Below are 16,023 nucleotides of genomic sequence, written 5' to 3' on the forward strand. Positions count from 1 at the left end.
ATGACGACCGCGACCCCGATCGGCATCGACGGGAGCACCAGCAGCCAAGCGCCGCCCCGAGCTGAGCGCCACGGCACTTTCGGCGTCCTGCTGGCGACGGTCCTCCTCGGAGCGCTTCTCGCTGGTTGCACGCCAGCGGTCACCGGGGGCTGGACCGAAGAAGGCACCGAGGCCGGGTACGTCTCCGGCGACGGCACCGTCACCACCTGGGACGCCGAGCAGCGCGGCGAGCCGGTCCGACTTGTCGGCAAGGACTTCGCCGGCGCCGACGTGGACACGGCCGCCTGGCTCGGTGACGTCGCAGTGCTCAACACCTGGTACGCAGCGTGCCCGCCCTGTCGCGCCGAGGCACCGGATCTCGTCGCCGCAGCACAGGACTACGGCCAGGACGGGGTGCACTTCCTTGGCATCAACGGCACCGACGACGCCGGAGCCGCCCAACCCTTCGAACGCACCTTCGCCATCCCCTACCCCAGCATCGCCGACCGAGACGGCACCGCGATCGCTGCCCTCCAAGGCCGCGTGCCGATCCAGGCCGTGCCCACGACCGTGATCCTGGACCGCCAGGGTCGCGTGATGGCACGCATCATCGGCCGCGCCGACCCCACCACGCTGCGCGAGCTCATCGACGCAGCCCTCGCCGAGACGTCGTGAGCGGCGGCTTCTGGCAGGACCTCGCCCAGGCGTTCCAGGAGACGGCCTTCGCCGGCCCGATGCTCCTGGCGATACCCGTCGCCATCCTCGCCGGCGTGGTGTCCTTCGCCTCTCCCTGCGTCGTCCCTTTGCTACCGGGATACTTCGCCTTCGTCACCGGTATGAGCGGAGCCGCCGCCGGGCAACGATCGAGAGGGCTCCTCCTCACCGGAGTAGGCCTCTTCGTCCTCGGCTTCTCCGTCGTGTTCGTCGTGCTCGGTGTTGCAGTCGGATCGCTGGGGGAAGCCATTCGACCCTGGCAAGGCGTCATCACCCCCGTCATGGGAGGTGTCGTCGTCCTCATGGGCCTGGCCTTCATCGGCTGGATTCCCGGACTCCAGCAGGAGCGAAGACTGCGCCTGGCGCCTCGTCAGGGCCTGGCCGGCGCCCCGCTCCTCGGCGCGGTCTTCGCTCTCGGCTGGGCGCCCTGCATCGGACCGACGCTCGCGACCGTCCTGTCGCTGTCGCTCAACGAGGCCAGCGCCTCGCGCGGAGCTCTCCTCGCAGCCGCCTACGCCGCCGGCCTCGGGATCCCCTTCCTGCTGATCGCACTCGGCGCGCACCACTCCACAGCCGCCGTGACCTTCCTGCGGAGTCACCGCCTCGCCATCATGCGAATTGGCGGTGCGATGCTCATCCTCATCGGCGCCGCCCTGATGACAGGGCTGTGGAACACCTGGACCCAGAGCCTCCAGGCGCTCATCGGAGGATTCGTGACCGTCGTCTAGGTCCGGGGGCGCCGGACGCGGCTGCTGTGAGGGTGCTGCCAGTAGGGCGGTCGATCATTCGGCGCACCGGATCGCAGAGTTCTCAGCGCGTCGGGGACGACGGCGTCGTACCTCGCCGACCGGGTCGCCGACCATCTTCTGCCGTCGGTTGCACACCTCAGTCTGTGCGCGCCACCGCAGGCGCAACGGAGGTCGGGAGTTGCGATGGTCACGTCTCGCTCAGCCGCCTGGTCGCTCCTCGCGGCTGATCCAGGGATCAGCCCGAACGAGAACGGGCTTCCCGGCCTTCCGGTGGTCCGTTCCATCGTCGGGGCGCTGCTGACATGGGGCCTCGTCGCCTGCGTCGCGGGCCTCGTCGTCTCGGTCATCGTCTGGGCTTTGGCCCATCAGCAGGGGAACTACCAGTACGCACAGGGCGGCAAGTCCGGTGTCGTCGTCTCGGCGGCCGGGGCGCTGCTGATCGGCGCGGCGAACGCAATCGTGGGCTTCTTCGCCGACCTCGGAGCTGGTGTTTGACGTGGTGCCCACCGAGCTCGACCCCTGCGTCGGACCGATCGTCTTCGTCTGCGACCTCGCCTCGAACGCCGCGGGCTCGGCCCAGGCCGCGGCGTCGGACTACGTCCTCGGCGGAGTCGCGGGTGCCTTCGTCAACGCGGCGGCGTACCTCGGTGAGATGGCGCTGCGTCTCCTCGACTCCTCGACGGCGGTCGACCTCTCCGCCGCCTGGCTCCGCTCGAACGTCGGCGTGATCGCTGCGGTGACCCTGCCTCTCGTGGTGGCGCTCTTTGTCATCCAGGTCATCGGCTCCGTCCTCCGGCGCGAGGGCGCAGGTCTGGGTCGTGCCGTCATCGGCGTGGGAAAGGCGCTCCTCGGAGGCGCGTTGGCGCTTGCGGTCACCCAGCTCGCCCTCACCGCGGTGGATGAGATGTGCGAGGCGGTCGCCTCTGCCGCTGGGACGACGGTCGGCGCGGCCGCGGCCCAGTTCTTCAACTTCACCGCGCTCGCATCGGGGCCGTCTCCTGGGCTGCAGCTCTTCGTCGGCTTCCTGCTCTGCGTGGCGTTCCTGCTTCTGTGGGGCGTGCTGCTCTTCCGGAAGACGGCGCTCGTCCTGATCGCCGTCTTCGCGCCCGTGGCGTTCGCCGGCTCGGCATGGGACCAGACACGCGTGTGGACGCGCAGGTGGTTGGAGATCGTCGCGGCGCTCGTGTTCTCGAAGCTCGTCATCGTCGTCGTGTTCGTGGTGGGCGCCTCGGCGTTCAGCGGGACCGGACCGGATCTCGCCGGCACAGCGGAGGCGACGCCGGACGCACGATCGTTCTCCGACCTCCTCGTCGGGTTGCTCCTCATGGCCATCGCGTTGTTCGCCCCTTGGCTCACGTGGCGGTTCGTGCACTGGTCCGGCATGGAGGCCGCCAGCCTCATGCACCAAAACGTCGCGGCGAACCCCATCTCGCGCGCCGGGCAGGCGACCGGTCGGACGGCCCGAGTCGCAGCCCAGCATGCGGCGCTCACGATGGTGACGCGCGGTGTCGGCTCCGGCGCTGCCGCCGCCCGGGGAGGGCGCGCGGCCGCCGGCGTCAAGCCCACGACAGCAGCGCCGCCACCCGCGCCACCAACGCAGCCCAGCGGAGCGTCCGGTAGGGCGGCAGGATCATGAGCTCAGCGACGTCCACGACAGATGCGCCCTCGGTCCGCTTCGGCAGACGCGAACGCCGCGGAGTGCTCCTCGGCCTGGGCGGAGTACAGTTTGCCGTCCTCGGCACGGCAGTCTGCGTCGCCGTCATGGGCGTCTACTCCGCCGGAGGTGTCGGGCTCGCCGCCTCCGCCCTGCTCTGGCTCCCGCTGACCGTGCTCGCGCTCGCCGGGGTCGGCGGACGACCGCTCGTCGAGTGGGTGCCGCTGGGCGGCACGTGGGTGCTCCGCCGGCTCACCGGCGGAGCACGGGAGATCACCCGGCCGGTCACGCGCCCCGGGCTCTCGCTGCCAGGAGTTGGCGAAGTCCCATTCGACGTCACACCGACGCTCGGCGCAGCCCTGCTCGTCGACCGACGCGGTGGGTCGATCGTCGCGGTGGCACGCGTCAGCGGTCGCGGGTTCGTGCTCGACGACCCCGGCACGCAGGCCGTGAAGGTCGACGGCTGGGGTCGGGCGCTGGCCGCCCTCGGCCGTCGACGCGCGGTCCGCCGGGTCCAGCTGGTCCTGCGCACGGCGCAGTGCAGCGAGACGTCCGTCCACCGGTGGTGGCGGGAGAACGCCGTCGCGGGCGGGTCGCCGGCCGGCTCCGTGCTCGCGGACCTCATGGCCGACGCCTCCTACGCGACGCGACGACCGGAGGCTCTGCTGGCGATCGCGCTGCGGCCGCCTCGCGGTGGGCTGAGACGACTTGGCCACTCGGACGTCACCACACTCGAGCAGGAGCTGACCGCCGTCGCTGATGCGCTGAGGTCGGCGGACGTCGACATCACTGCGTGGACCACGCCGGCACAGGCGCCCGTCCTACTGCGTTCCGCCTATGACCCGGCGACGCGTCCGCTACCGGACACCGACGTCGGCAGCACCGCCCCGCCGGCGATGGGCATCGCGGAGTCGTGGAACCACGTCACGACTGACGGCGCCGTGCACGCGGTCTACTGGATCGCCGAGTGGCCGCGCTCGGAGGTGCACCCGAGCTTCCTCCAACCACTCGTGCTCTCCCCCGACTCCGTCCGGACCATCACACTCATCGCCGAGCCGCTGCCGATCGCCGCGTCCCTGCGCGAGATCCGGAGGGCGAAGGCTGAGCACACCGCCGACGCCGCGCAGCGTGCCCGCATCGGACAGGTCGAGGACGAGTCGATCCGCGCCGAGCTCGACGACCTTCTGCGACGCGAGCAGGAGCTCGTGGCCGGCCACGGGGATCTTCGTTTCACCGGACTGGTCACCGTCTCTGCTCCCACGCTCGAGGAGCTCGACGCCGCGTGCTCCGCGACTGAGGCCGCTGCCGCACAAGCCTTGTGCGAGATGCGCAGGCTGGTCGGCCAGCAGACGACCGCCCACCTGGCCGCCACCGTCCCGCTCGCCAGGGGTGTGCTGTGATGCGCCGCGGTGCAGCGCCGACGACGGCGCCGCCGCACGGTCGTCTCCGCCTGGCCGAATCCCTGCACCTGCCCGCCCACCGGGCGTCATCGGTCACACTGGCGGGCGCCTACCCGTTCCTTGCCGGCCCACCCTGCACTACGGGGCCGCTCGTAGGTGTCGACGCGATGACCGGCGGGCCGTTCTGCTTCGACCCCTGGGCGCTGTACACCGCGGGCGAGCTCACCAACCCGAACACCGTGCTCGCCGGCGTCATCGGTCAGGGCAAGTCCGCACTGGCGAAGTCACTGGCCGTGCGCGCGATCGCCACCGGGCGCCGCGTCTACGTCCCTGGGGACCCCAAGGGCGAGTGGAGCTTTGTCGCCGAGGCCGTCGGCGGCGCCGTCGTCCGCCTCGGACCTGGCCTGCCGACCCGCCTGAACCCGCTCGACGCCCACGGCATGGGGACCGCCGAGGCACACGGACCCCGGCTCCGGATCCTCGGTGCGCTCGGCGCGCTGACGCTGCGCCGCGAGCTCCGCCCGTCCGAGCACGAGGCCATGGAAGCATCCCTCGCGGCCGTGGAATCGCACCCGGAGCCAACGCTGAGCGAGATCGTCGACGCCCTCGCGGTCCACACGACCCTCGACGGCGAGGGCCGCGACCTCGAATACGCGCTACGCCGCCTGGTGCGTGGTGACCTCGCCGGCATGTTCGACGGGACGTCCACGCAGCGGCTCGACCGGGCGGCACCCATGACGGTGCTGGACCTGTCCGGGATCGGCTCGGACGACGACGCCCTCGCGGTGGCGATGGCGTGCGCCTCAGCCTGGCTGGAGCACGCCCTGGTCGCGGGAAGTGCGAAGCGCTGGGTCATCTACGACGAGGCATGGCGGCTCATGCGGTCCGTTCCACTCGTCCGGCGGATGCAGGCGCAGTGGAAGCTCTCGCGTGCCTACGGCATCGCGAACCTGCTCGTGCTGCACCGGCTGTCCGATCTGGACGCCGTCGGACGCGCGGGCAGTGAGGCACGGGCGCTGGCCGAAGGCCTGCTCGCGGACTGCTCCACCCGCATCGTGTACCGCCAGGAGAGCGACCAGCTGGAGCCGACGCGGAGGGCGTTGGGCCTCTCGACCGCCGAACGCGACATCCTCACCACGCTCCCTCGGGGCACCGGCCTCTGGAAGATGCCCCGCCGCAGCCACGTCGTGCACCACCACCTCACGGCCGCGGAGCTCGCGCTGTTCGACACTGACGCTGCCATGCGGGACGAGCCATGATTCGCCCTGACGCGGCCGCCGAGCTCGCCGAGCGAGCACTGCTGGGCTCCTTGCTGCTGGATCCGGAGGGACTCCGCGCCGTTCGTCCTTGGCTGCGGACGGCGGACTTCACCGACCCCCGGCACGGCCAGCTGTACGCCCTCCTGTGCGAGCGGCACGTCGCGGGCGAGGCCACCGACCCGATGGCGATTTCAAGTGCCTTGGTGGGGCGGCTGGCCGGCCCCTCCCCCGGCGTCATGGTGCACGACTGCCTGGAGGCCGTGCCCGCGGTCGCGAGCCCGCAGACCTACGCGCGCATCGTCGCGGAGGCCGGGCTCCGTCGCGAGATCGCAGGGCTCGGTGTTCTGCTGCGCGCCGGCGCCCTGCAGTCCTGGCTGTCTCGCGAATCGGTCCCGATGGCGTCGACGTGCGCCCTGGTCGACGCCGCGCTCGTGTCCGTGGGCCGCAGATGGGATGCAGCCACCGGCGCACCGCGCTCGCGTCAGTCGACGAGTCCGATCCAGCTGAACGCAGCGTTGCGCAACCCCAACCTCCGCGTGGGCGCCGACAAGCTGCTGCAGGCGCACCCGGACCGGGACGTCGCCGCTGAGCACCTGCATGAAGCGCTCTTCGTCGGAAGCCTGATCACCCACCCGAGGGAAGTCCCCGCCGTCGGTCGCCATCTGCGCCCTCAACGCTTCTCGTCAGGGCCGTGGCGCACGGTGTACGGCGCGACCCTCGAGCTCGCCGAACTGGGCCAGCCCGTCGACCTCGTGACGGTGGCACACGCGACGGCGCGGCTGAGTCACCACGGCCAAGCGACGCCCTCCCTCAGGGAACTCCTCGAGGTGACCGATGCCGCCCGTCACACCGCGCCACGAGCGGCTGAGCAGGTCGTGTGGGTGGACCAACTCCGGCGGATCGCTGACAACGGTGCCGACCAGCTTCGGAAGGGCGCGGCCAACCCCGGCCTCAACCTCACCGACCTCGTCGACACCGGGCGACTCATCACGACGGCCCTACGCGACGGCGCCGGCATGCTGCCCGAGCACGTGGGCGCCGAAACCGGGCTCGTTGCCCGGGAACGCGCCCCACAGGCCACGCGGCACGGACCGGCCGCCGGATGAGCACCCGTCCGCGCCGCGCGAGCTACCCGCCGACCTCACGAGCTATGGGTGGGCTCGATCTGACCGGCTGGGCCTTCGCCGCGGGCTCTGCTGTCCTCGCGTTCGGCGGCGTCCTATGGTGCGGAGCCGCGCTGGCTTGCCTGCTCACGGGACTCCCCGCACCGGCCGGCGGGATCCTCGACGCCCTGCGCGCGTTGGGAGCCCCCGGCGATCCTGGTTCGGCATGGGCACAACCCTCCGAGATGCCGGGACCCGTTCCGTACTGGTCCTCCACCGGCGCGGTCATCCTGACCGCCGCCACAGGAGTAGGCCTCGCGTGGCGGTTCGCGCATCGCTGGACAGGCGACGCGACGGGTCCTGCCGCCGTGCGGTCACTGCCCGGCCTCGCGACCCCTGGTGAGGCCGGCGCAACCGCCGGTCGACGCGCACTGGTGCGGCGCGGGTCCGTCGTCCGCCCCTCCACCGGCACCCGACCCGCACCCGAGGAGGTCGGCTACCGCCTGGGCCGCTCCGGCAGCCGAGATCTCTGGTGCTCCGTGGAGGACTCGGCTCTGCTCGTGGGGCCGCCCCGGATGGGCAAGGGCCTGCACCTCGTCATCCCGTGGGTCCTGGACGCCCCGGGCCCAGTCGTGTCGACATCCACCCGCCCGGACACGCTCGCGGTGACGATGCACGCTCGGTCGCGGCGGGGGCCGGTGGCGATCTTCGACCCGCAGCGCCTGGCCGACCTTCCCGGTGGGCTGCGGTGGTCTCCGGTACGGGGCTGCGAGACGCCCCGCACAGCGCTCGTTCGCGCACGAGGGCTCGCCGCAGGCGCCGGGTTCGGGCGCACGGTGTCGGACTCCGACTTCTGGGCCGGACAGACCGAGACCGCGCTGCGTTGCCTGCTCCACGCCGCCGCGCTCGACGGACGGCGCGCCGTCGACCTGTACCGGTGGTCCCTGAACCCCGTACTCGCTGAGGACGCCGTCACGACGCTGAACCGCCATCCCGCGGCCGCATCCGGCTGGGCCGACGCCCTCGAGGCTGCCATCCACGCCGACCCGCGCACCCGCGACTCGGTCTGGCTCGGGGTCCGCCAGTCCCTCGCCGCCCTCGCCGACCCCGACGTCCTGGCCGCCGTCGACCCAGTACCCGGCGAGGAGTTCGACCCTGCCGGCTTCCTCCGCGACTCCGGCACCCTGTACCTGCTTGCCTCGGCCGTGACATCCGGCTCGTGCGCACCGCTCGTGGCAGCGTTCGTCGAGGACATCACCGAGACCGCCCGCGCCCTGGCAGCCCGCTCCCCCGGCGCCCGGCTGGACCCGCCGCTGCTGCTGGCCCTGGACGAAATCGCCAACCTCACGCCACTTCCGTCGCTGCCGCAGCTCATGGCGGAGGGCGGCGGGTCGGGCATCACCACGCTCGCGGTGCTCCAGTCGCTGGCGCAGGCACGGAACCGGTGGGGCGAGCACGCCGCCGACGCCATCTGGGACGCCGCCACCGTCAAGCTCGTCCTCGGCGGGCTAGCCAAGTACCGCGACCTCGACGACGTCGCACGCCTCCTCGGCGAACGCGACGAGCTCACTGAGACCCGCTCCCAGGGGCGCAGTGGCGAGCGATCGACGTCGACGTCGGTGCGCATGGTGCCGGTCATGCCCCCGTCAGCGCTCCGCACCCTTCCCTTCGGCACCGGCGTCGTTCTCCTGCGCCACAGCCGACCCGTCGTCATCGACCTCGCCGCCTGGACCACACGCCGTGATGCAGCGCCCCTGCGGGCGGACCAGAAGCGGGTGGAGGCCGCCACCGGCGGCTCCACACTCGGAGAGGAAGCCTCGTGATCAGGAAGGTCATCGCACTCGGCGGGGCAGGCTGTGTCGCCATCCCAGCCATCGCGCTGCTCACCGCCATCGGCGTCGGAGCAGGCGTGACAGCGTGCATCGGAACGTCCGCAGGCGGCGCCCTCGCTCCGGACGCCCCCGTGCCCGTGGAAGCGCGCGCGTGGATCCGTGAGGCCAAGGCGGCGTGCCCGGACTTGCCGGAGCCATGGATCGCGGCGGTCATGGCGCAGGAGTCCGGCTTCCGTCCCGATGCCTACGCGGACGACGTCAACGGCGGCACGTGGGGGCTTTTCCAGATCAACGAGTCGATCTGGACCGGCGTCTACGGCCACGGGTTCGACGCCGACCTCGACGCCAACGGCGTCCGTGACATCGCCGACCCGTCGATCCACGCCCGCGTCGGCGGGACCTACCTGTGCAACCGCCTGGGCGGGGTCCGCGAGATCCGCGCGGATCACCCCGACTGGGCGTCGTCCCGGCTACCCGTGCTGGACGCGCTGATCATCGCGCACAACGCCGGCGAATCGAGGCTTCGCACCTACCCAACCATCCCGACCATCACCGCAAAGTTCATCGAGAACGTCAACCGCCGTGTAGCCGAGTGGAGTACCGTCCCCGACGCTGGCCTCCGCAGCGACCTCCCCGACGACGCCGCCGGGACCGGCTTCGCTAACGTCCCGACGCCCGAGCCGTCTGGCCCCCTGGACACCTCGGGCGTCGGGTGCCTACCCGGCCTCGGTTCCGGCGACGTCGTCGTCCCGGCCGGCACCCCGCACGACGTCGCCACGGCCGTCCGCACGGCGATGTCGTACGTCGGCGTCACCTCCGGGTGGCATCAGCTCTGCGACCGCCTGGCCTGCCGCGCCTACGGGTACGTCGGGTCCGGCTACCCCACCGCCGCCGAACACTGGCGGCAGATGGTCGCCACCGGCAATGCCCACCCGGGCGACGCGTGCCCACCGCTCGGTTCGTTCGTCTTCTGGCGCACCGGCAGGCCCGCCGGCCACGTCTCGGTCGTCGTCCAGGCTGACCCGGGTTGCGACCCGGAGAAGATCATGGTGACGTCCAACGGCGTCTTCGACTCCGCGACCGGCAACCACGGCGGCGTCTACCTGCTCTCCTTCGCCCGACTCAACGCCGGGTATGTCAGAGGCGCCGGGTACCTCGGCTGGTCCAACCCGGTGTGCCAAGGTCCGGAGTTGCCCAAGAGCACTGTGCATCCGGCGCCCTCTCGGTGGTGACGCTAGAGATCGGAGACGGTCGCGGGGCATCGGCGGAGCGCAACGCTCAAGGCACTGCACCCTCACCTCGGGAGGCGAGGGCTGACCGCCACGGCTCGGCTGAAGGCCTACTCGCGCGCGAACGTCGACGCGAGAGCCGACGGACTTCGTCGAGTGTCATAGATCTCGCCTGGTGTGGGGCGCCTGAGGGAGGCGACACGCACCAGCCCTTGCCCTCGGTGCCGCTCTCGGTGGCGGGACGGTGCCGGCTGACGACGGCTCCATATTGGCGCCGGGTTGGCGACACGTGACGACGAGGCCAACGGCGTCCACGCTCCTCCGCAGCACTCCCCCGACGCACCAGCGACGAAGGAGGGTTGCGGCTCTGCGGTTGAGATGGCCCATGGCACGGCCCGAGCGGTGACCGTGCATCTCCAAACCTCCCGCGATCGGCGACGTGTGCGATCCCGATCCGGCCGCATCTCTATGGCGCTCCCAAACATCCCGGACGAGACTGTCAAGGAGTCGTCAGGTCCTGCCGATGGTTGCGAAGAGGGGAGGTGACGATCATGACCATCACGCACGCAACGTCGGTCCAGGGCGAGCCGGGTGTTGAGGTACGCATCGCTCAGCGCCGCCGACTCCCCGTCAGCCAGTACATGTCGATCCTCGGCCAGGTCAACCAGAGCCTCCTCGAGCTCGACCTCCGCTCCACAAGCCGCGGTACGCCGCGCCTCACCTGGGGCATAGCCGACCTCGGACGAAGCGGAGCCGAGCTCGTCGCGCAGCTGGCTCCCGTACACATCCCGCCTCGGCGCGACGCCACTACCCTCTCAGCTCCGCCACGCGATCTCGTCGCCGGCATCCGCGCGCTGGGTACGGCACCGGAGATCCCCGAGCAGTTCAGCGCCCAGACGGTGGAGAGGATCCTCTCTATCGGACGCGGTACCGATGACGGCACCGTCGACCACATCACCGTCACCGCCCTCGGCGACGTCGATCATGTCGACGCAGTCGTCACACACGACACCATCGAGAGCGCGAAGACCGCAGTTCGGGTCGCCAGGAGCGCATGGGGCAGCGTGACGGGAGAACTGACGGTGCTCGATAACCGAGGGCACCGGAACGTCCGAGCTCAGGTCTACGACGCCAAGCGGCGACAGGCCGTGGTGCTCAGGGCCGAGCTCAAGATGGCGGGTGAACTCCGGGACGCCTGGGGCAAGCGTGTGGCGGCCACCGGAACGCTGACACGCAATGCCGCCGGCCAGCCCTTGAAGCTCGACCTCGCGCAGCTGGTTCTCGTCGAGACGCAGGAGGAGCGCATCTCTCCTTGGTCGATTCTCGGCGTCGACGCCGGCGCGACCGGTCATCTCACGACCGAGGAATTCATGGAGATGATTCGTGGCCGGTAGCGCGCCAGCACCCTTCGTCTACATGGATACCTGCCTCTTCTTCAGCGTGATCAAGAAGGAGAAGGGGTTGTGGCAGGTGCCGCTCCAGGTTTTGCTGGCAGCAGCCAGAGGAGATGTCCGACTGACCGCATCCGCGCTCTTACTCGCGGAGCTCTCAAGCTTCAAGGGTGACGTTGCCCGGAGCGAGCAAGACCGGATCATCGAGCAGTACCTCGTCCAGGGTGACATCGAGTGGGTGGAATTGGACCTCTTCACCGCCCAAGAAGCACGGAGGCTCTGCGTCGAGTATCGCCTACGCGGCGCGGACGCGGTCCACCTCGCGAGCGCAGTGAGGCGCGGCGCCGACTATTTCATGTCGAACGACAAGCGCTTCCCCTACGGGCAGTCGATCCAGAACACCAAGGTGCGCCATCCCGAAGTGGTGTGGCCCAACACCCTTGAGGACGCTCAAGTCGAGCTCGAAGCCGGGCTCGAGCTCGACGTTTCGATCGAAGGCGGAGAGCCGGACCTCCGGTGACAGGTGTCACGCCGCCAGCCTTCGTCGACCTCCGATCCGACGGTTCCATCGCCAAACACCCGAGCATGTGCGGTGTCAGGCTCCGACTGTCCGCGCGGCTCCCAGTTCTTCTCTGAGTCAAGCGATCGAGCGGTGTTCTGTGCCGCGGCAGCCAGTCCGCGCGACCCACTCGGCGAGTCTCGGGCGGGCATGTCCGAGACGCTCGTGCCAGGTCAGCGGAGCGTCGGCATGCGAAGTGGTGGCGTAGGCGGCTTCCCATGCGAGATGTAGGGCAGAGAGCTCCTCGATGAGCTCCCAGTGCTTGGCCCAGCATTCCGGGATGTAGCGGCGGTCGAGTCGGTAGTGGTCGATCACCCAGGTGACCCAGAGGTCCAGTTCGTCGAGGTAGTGCCGTTGTTCCTCGGGAGAGTGCGCAGCCCACAGGAGCGGTATCGGGGGCCCGCTCGGCTGGTACAGCATGGGCTCCGGGAAGAACCCATCAGGGCCGAGTCGAGGTGACGTGGCGGTCATCGTGTGACGCTCCGTTCGGTGTCGACGGCTGGACTGTGCGTGCCCGCGATGTTGGTGGTCGCACTCCGGCGGTCCCCGTCGCGGCCTCATCGCGGACCACGTGCGCTGCGACGCGGGTGCGCCAGGCCGACCAGTCGGCCGGGTCGGCGGGCGCCGGGCCGAGTTCGACGAGCCAGTCCGGGCGAGCATCGATGGCCTGATCGGTGAGCGCTTCCGTTCGCTCAGCGATGAGCCGGTCGGCCTGACGCACGAGGTCCGCGATTTCGTCGGGCGCATCCAGCACATCGGGGATGACGCTGATCGTCGCGGGGTCGTCGACCTGGGTGCGCAGCCAACCGTCGACCCGGTGATGCAGGACGGCGGCGACATCATGCGCAGGGGATGCATTGTCTATCGGTCGGTCGGCGATGAGGCCGGCCACAACCTGTCTCATGGGATGTCCAAGCGCGCGGCCGCGCTCCAGGGCCGTGATGAGGGGGCCGCGGGCGGGTGAGGTGGTGATCTGCTGGCACTCCGCTGTGGTGAGGCCGAGGTCGGGGAAGGTGGCGTCCCAGCGGTGGCCGGCGGCGTCGGCGATCAGGGTCTGGCGGATGGGCTCGAGTCGTCTGAGGGAAGCGACGTCGTCCTGGGAGGCGGCGATGATCTCGGTGGCGGACAGTTCCGCGGCGGAGGTGGCGAGGATCGCTGCGAAGGCGTCGTGACCGTCGGGTCCGTACTGGCCTTCTGGCAGGTGGTCGCAGGTGGGGTCGACGTCGTCAAGGGCGAGGTAGAGGTGGTTGTCGTGGCGGCCGCGGGTCATCGCGACGTAGAGGTTCTCCCGGACCATGCCGGGTGACGCCAGGACGTGAGCCCGGTCCACGGTGATGCCTTGGGCGCGGTGCGTGGTGGTGGCGTACCCGAGCTCGACGTGCTCGGCGACGTACCAAGCCGGGAGCGTGACCTCTGCCCCGGTGGCGGTCATCGCGGAGCCGGGACGGGCGACAGGGGCGACGGTGAGTGCGCCGTCGGTGATCACGGTGACTTGCCACAGGTCGCCGTTGCGGACGTAACCGTGCGGAGCGCGCAGGCGCCGGTTGTTCGCACGAGTCAGGACACGGTCGCCGACGGCGATCTGGATCCCGTCGGCCTGGGTGAGGCCGTCGGTGGCGACAAGTCCATCGGTGACGCGGTCGTTGTGAGCGCGGGCGTTGAGAACCTCGACCGTGTGCGAGTCCGCAGCGATGAGGATCGCGGGGGTGCCGTTCTCGGTATCGGTCTGCCAGGCGGTGTAGGCGTCCTCGCACATGACCTCCGCGGGACCGGCGCTGACCCGCTCGTGCTCGGCGTAGGTCTCGATCACGGCGGGGTCACCGGTTCGCAGGCGGCGCGTGGCGGCCGCTTCCCAGGGTTGGCTGAACCGCCACAGGGAGGTCAGGGTGGCCGCTCGAGAGCGTTCGGCGAGCAGGTGGAACGCGCCGCCGGCGTCGACAGCGGACAGCTGCTTGTGGTCGCCGACCAGCAGAACCTTGGCTCCGGCTGCGGACGCCTGAGCGGTCAGGGCATCGAGGGTGAACGTCCCGGCGAGGGACGCCTCGTCGACGATGAGCAACTGGTCGCGGCGCAGCCGGTAGCGCTCGCCCTGGGCGGTCAAGGTGTTGATCGCGGTGTCGATCGTGCGCAGCCGGCTGCGCTGGTCGACGCCCATGGCAGCGGCGCGTTCGGCGTGCAGCTGCGCCAGGAGGTCGCCACGGCGCCTGGCGCCTGGGCCGGTGGACTCGTGCAGCCACTTGGCGGTGTTCTCGCACTCGATTCCGAGGGCGTGGCCGAGCTCTGCGGCGGCGGTCGCGGACGGGGCGAGGCCGACGACGGCGCCACGGCCGTAGGTCTGCTCCCACACGCTCTTCAACGCGGCCAGCGTCGTCGTCTTGCCCGTGCCCGCCGGCCCGACGAGGACGGTCAGCCGCGCCGGTGATGCGGCGACGTGCTCGACGGCATCGACCTGGTCCGAGGCGAGCGTCACCGCGCGCCCGTCGGTGCGGTGTACCGCTCGGGAGGTCACTGCCTTCGCGACCCAGGCCGGCGCCGTGGGTGCCCCTGCGTCGATGGTCGCAGCCTCGAGGAGCCGGGCTTCGGCATCCAGGATCTGGTGGTGGGTGTACCGGTCCTCCCCCGTACGGGTGAACTGCGAGGCGCCGTCGGGCCGCGTGTATGTGGCGGGCACGGTGAGCGGGTCGGGTGCCTGCAGGCTCACGCACGAGGCGAGGACGGCGTCGGTGACGCGCTCGAGCAGAGCGATGCGGTCGGCAGGGGTGGCCATGCGAATCGCCCTGGTGGACCGAGCTGCTTCGGCCATGACGTTCCACCGGGTCCAGGTCGAGCGGCGCGTCATCGCCTGTCCGGTCGTGTGCTCGGCGAGGCGGACGACGACGGGCGCAGGGATCTGCTCGGCGCGCTGCGCGACAGTGTGAGACAGGCGCAGGACGGCGGCGGTGAGCTCGTTCGGCGTCTTGCCGGTGCGGCGGGTCGCCCGCGCCCGCCACACCGTCATCAGGTCTGCGAGCGGGGTGACGTGCTTGTCGGGGCGGGTGGCGCGGGTGACCTGCTGGCGGAGCCGGGAGACCTCGATACGGTTCGGGCCTCGGCCGTGGGCTGCGTAGAACTCGCCGAGGACTCCCGACATCGCCTCGTCGATCTGCGTGGTGCGGGTCGAGAACTCCGTCATCAGCGCGTCATCGACGCCGTCCAGCTCGAACCCTGGGGTGCGGCGCGGTCCGCGATGACGCCACCCGAACTGCACGGGTAGACGGCGGGCGATCTCGTCGACCAGCAGGTCGTCGTAGACCTCCGAGATCATCACGACTGCGTGGTGCAGGGCGCGGGAGTCCACAGATAGCCACACGTCGCGCGGGCCCCTGACCTTGTTGGCGACCACGAGGTGGGTGTGCAGGTTCGGGTCCCCGGCGCGTGAGTCCCAGTGGTCGAACCCGGCAGCGATCAGGCCGCTGACGCGGTGCTGCTGGCATCCGTTGGTGCCCGTACGCGTGAACGCAGCTGTCTCCTCCAGGAAGGTGAGGGCCTGCTCGACGGCGGCCCGGTGGGCGCCCAGGACCGCAGCCTGGGTTGTCGATTCAGAGACGGCCCAAAGCGCCGAGATCGACTTCGGCGGGCTGAACGTGAGGTCGAACCCGGCCACCGCCGACGGCGTGTGCTTGGCCAGTTCGACGCGGGTGATCGTGGCGATCGCGGCGTCGCGGGCCTCACCGGTCAGCTGCCGCGGGAGGGCAGCGACCTGCGCGGCGATGCGCTCCGCTGCCGGCGTGTAAGTCCGGTAGGCGCGACCGAGCGGCGCACCGCTGACGGGGTCCTTGCCCTGGCCGTACAGGTTCGCCATCTGCGGCTCTGCCACCACGGTTCCGGCGGTGAGCCGCGGATCGCCCACGGCGTCCAAGCCGCGCCCGTACCAGCGGCCGGGTGGGTTGCCCGAGGCGGTGTAGTAGGCCGTCAGGTCATCCTTTGCCGACCGCTGGCAGTCGCCCGACGCAGTGTGCTTGATCAGGTACTGGTACCCGGCGCCGGCCGTCAGCCGGTGCATCGTCATGACCACGGCCGGTCACCGCGGACCTCTGCCGCGGATCGCACTGGCCGCGCCGTTGTGCAGGCGGGCTGCAGAACCCGTCCGCTGCGTCGTCGCTGTGGTTCTCACG

General features: G+C 70.8%; 13 protein-coding genes. 11 read left to right on the forward strand and 2 right to left on the reverse strand.

Features of this window, described 5'->3' with window-relative positions:
• The 11 genes from JIG38_RS01210 to JIG38_RS01260 all read left to right on the forward strand — a co-directional run bounded on the left by JIG38_RS01210 (window position 1) and on the right by JIG38_RS01260 (window position 11,830).
• Window positions 1-654 carry a TlpA family protein disulfide reductase gene (locus JIG38_RS01210; protein ID WP_199421664.1) on the forward strand — a complete coding sequence of 218 codons (654 nt, stop codon included), beginning with the start codon at window positions 1-3 and terminating at the stop codon, window positions 652-654.
• Window positions 651-1,421, forward strand: a complete 771-nt coding sequence (locus JIG38_RS01215) for a cytochrome c biogenesis CcdA family protein (RefSeq protein ID WP_307844421.1) — start codon at window positions 651-653, stop codon at window positions 1,419-1,421. Before JIG38_RS01210 ends, JIG38_RS01215 begins: the two co-directional genes overlap by 4 nt.
• Window positions 1,422-1,625: 204 nt before the next feature.
• Window positions 1,626-1,937, forward strand: coding sequence for a DUF6112 family protein (locus tag JIG38_RS01220; RefSeq protein ID WP_199421665.1), 312 nt, complete (start codon window positions 1,626-1,628; stop codon window positions 1,935-1,937).
• 157 nt (window positions 1,938-2,094) lie between these two features.
• Window positions 2,095-3,078 carry a type IV secretion system protein gene (locus JIG38_RS01225; RefSeq protein ID WP_199421666.1) on the forward strand — a complete coding sequence of 328 codons (984 nt, stop codon included), beginning with the start codon at window positions 2,095-2,097 and terminating at the stop codon, window positions 3,076-3,078.
• Window positions 3,075-4,496 (forward strand): SCO6880 family protein, encoded by a 1,422-nt coding sequence (locus JIG38_RS01230; protein ID WP_372419642.1) that lies wholly within the window; start codon window positions 3,075-3,077, stop codon window positions 4,494-4,496. Before JIG38_RS01225 ends, JIG38_RS01230 begins: the two co-directional genes overlap by 4 nt.
• Entirely contained in the window at window positions 4,496-5,755 is a 1,260-nt protein-coding gene (locus JIG38_RS01235; RefSeq protein ID WP_233404278.1) for a putative type IV secretion/conjugal transfer ATPase, read from the forward strand. Before JIG38_RS01230 ends, JIG38_RS01235 begins: the two co-directional genes overlap by 1 nt.
• On the forward strand, window positions 5,752-6,861 hold the full coding sequence (locus JIG38_RS01240) for a DnaB-like helicase N-terminal domain-containing protein (protein ID WP_199421668.1): 1,110 nt from the start codon (window positions 5,752-5,754) through the stop codon (window positions 6,859-6,861). Before JIG38_RS01235 ends, JIG38_RS01240 begins: the two co-directional genes overlap by 4 nt.
• Window positions 6,858-8,681 carry a type IV secretory system conjugative DNA transfer family protein gene (locus JIG38_RS01245; RefSeq protein ID WP_233404130.1) on the forward strand — a complete coding sequence of 608 codons (1,824 nt, stop codon included), beginning with the start codon at window positions 6,858-6,860 and terminating at the stop codon, window positions 8,679-8,681. The genes JIG38_RS01240 and JIG38_RS01245 overlap by 4 nt, the downstream gene beginning before the upstream one ends.
• Window positions 8,678-9,922, forward strand: coding sequence for a transglycosylase SLT domain-containing protein (locus JIG38_RS01250; protein WP_199421669.1), 1,245 nt, complete (start codon window positions 8,678-8,680; stop codon window positions 9,920-9,922). The genes JIG38_RS01245 and JIG38_RS01250 overlap by 4 nt, the downstream gene beginning before the upstream one ends.
• Before the next feature lie 548 nt (window positions 9,923-10,470).
• Window positions 10,471-11,313, forward strand: a complete 843-nt coding sequence (locus tag JIG38_RS01255; protein ID WP_199421670.1) for a hypothetical protein — start codon at window positions 10,471-10,473, stop codon at window positions 11,311-11,313.
• A gap of 22 nt (window positions 11,314-11,335) precedes the next feature.
• Window positions 11,336-11,830, forward strand: a complete 495-nt coding sequence (locus tag JIG38_RS01260; protein WP_199421671.1) for a type II toxin-antitoxin system VapC family toxin — start codon at window positions 11,336-11,338, stop codon at window positions 11,828-11,830.
• 117 nt (window positions 11,831-11,947) lie between these two features.
• On the opposite strand, the gene JIG38_RS01265 is transcribed toward JIG38_RS01260, so the two are convergent.
• Both JIG38_RS01265 and mobF read right to left on the reverse strand, forming a co-directional pair.
• Window positions 11,948-12,289, reverse strand: a complete 342-nt coding sequence (locus tag JIG38_RS01265) for a hypothetical protein (protein WP_199421672.1) — start codon at window positions 12,287-12,289, stop codon at window positions 11,948-11,950.
• Between the two features lie 19 nt (window positions 12,290-12,308).
• Window positions 12,309-15,917, reverse strand: coding sequence for a MobF family relaxase (gene mobF / locus JIG38_RS01270; RefSeq protein ID WP_233404280.1), 3,609 nt, complete (start codon window positions 15,915-15,917; stop codon window positions 12,309-12,311).
• Between the last annotated feature and the right edge of the window lie 106 nt (window positions 15,918-16,023).

This window comes from Actinotalea solisilvae, from assembly GCF_016464425.1.
Taxonomy (GTDB): domain Bacteria; phylum Actinomycetota; class Actinomycetes; order Actinomycetales; family Cellulomonadaceae; genus Actinotalea; species Actinotalea solisilvae.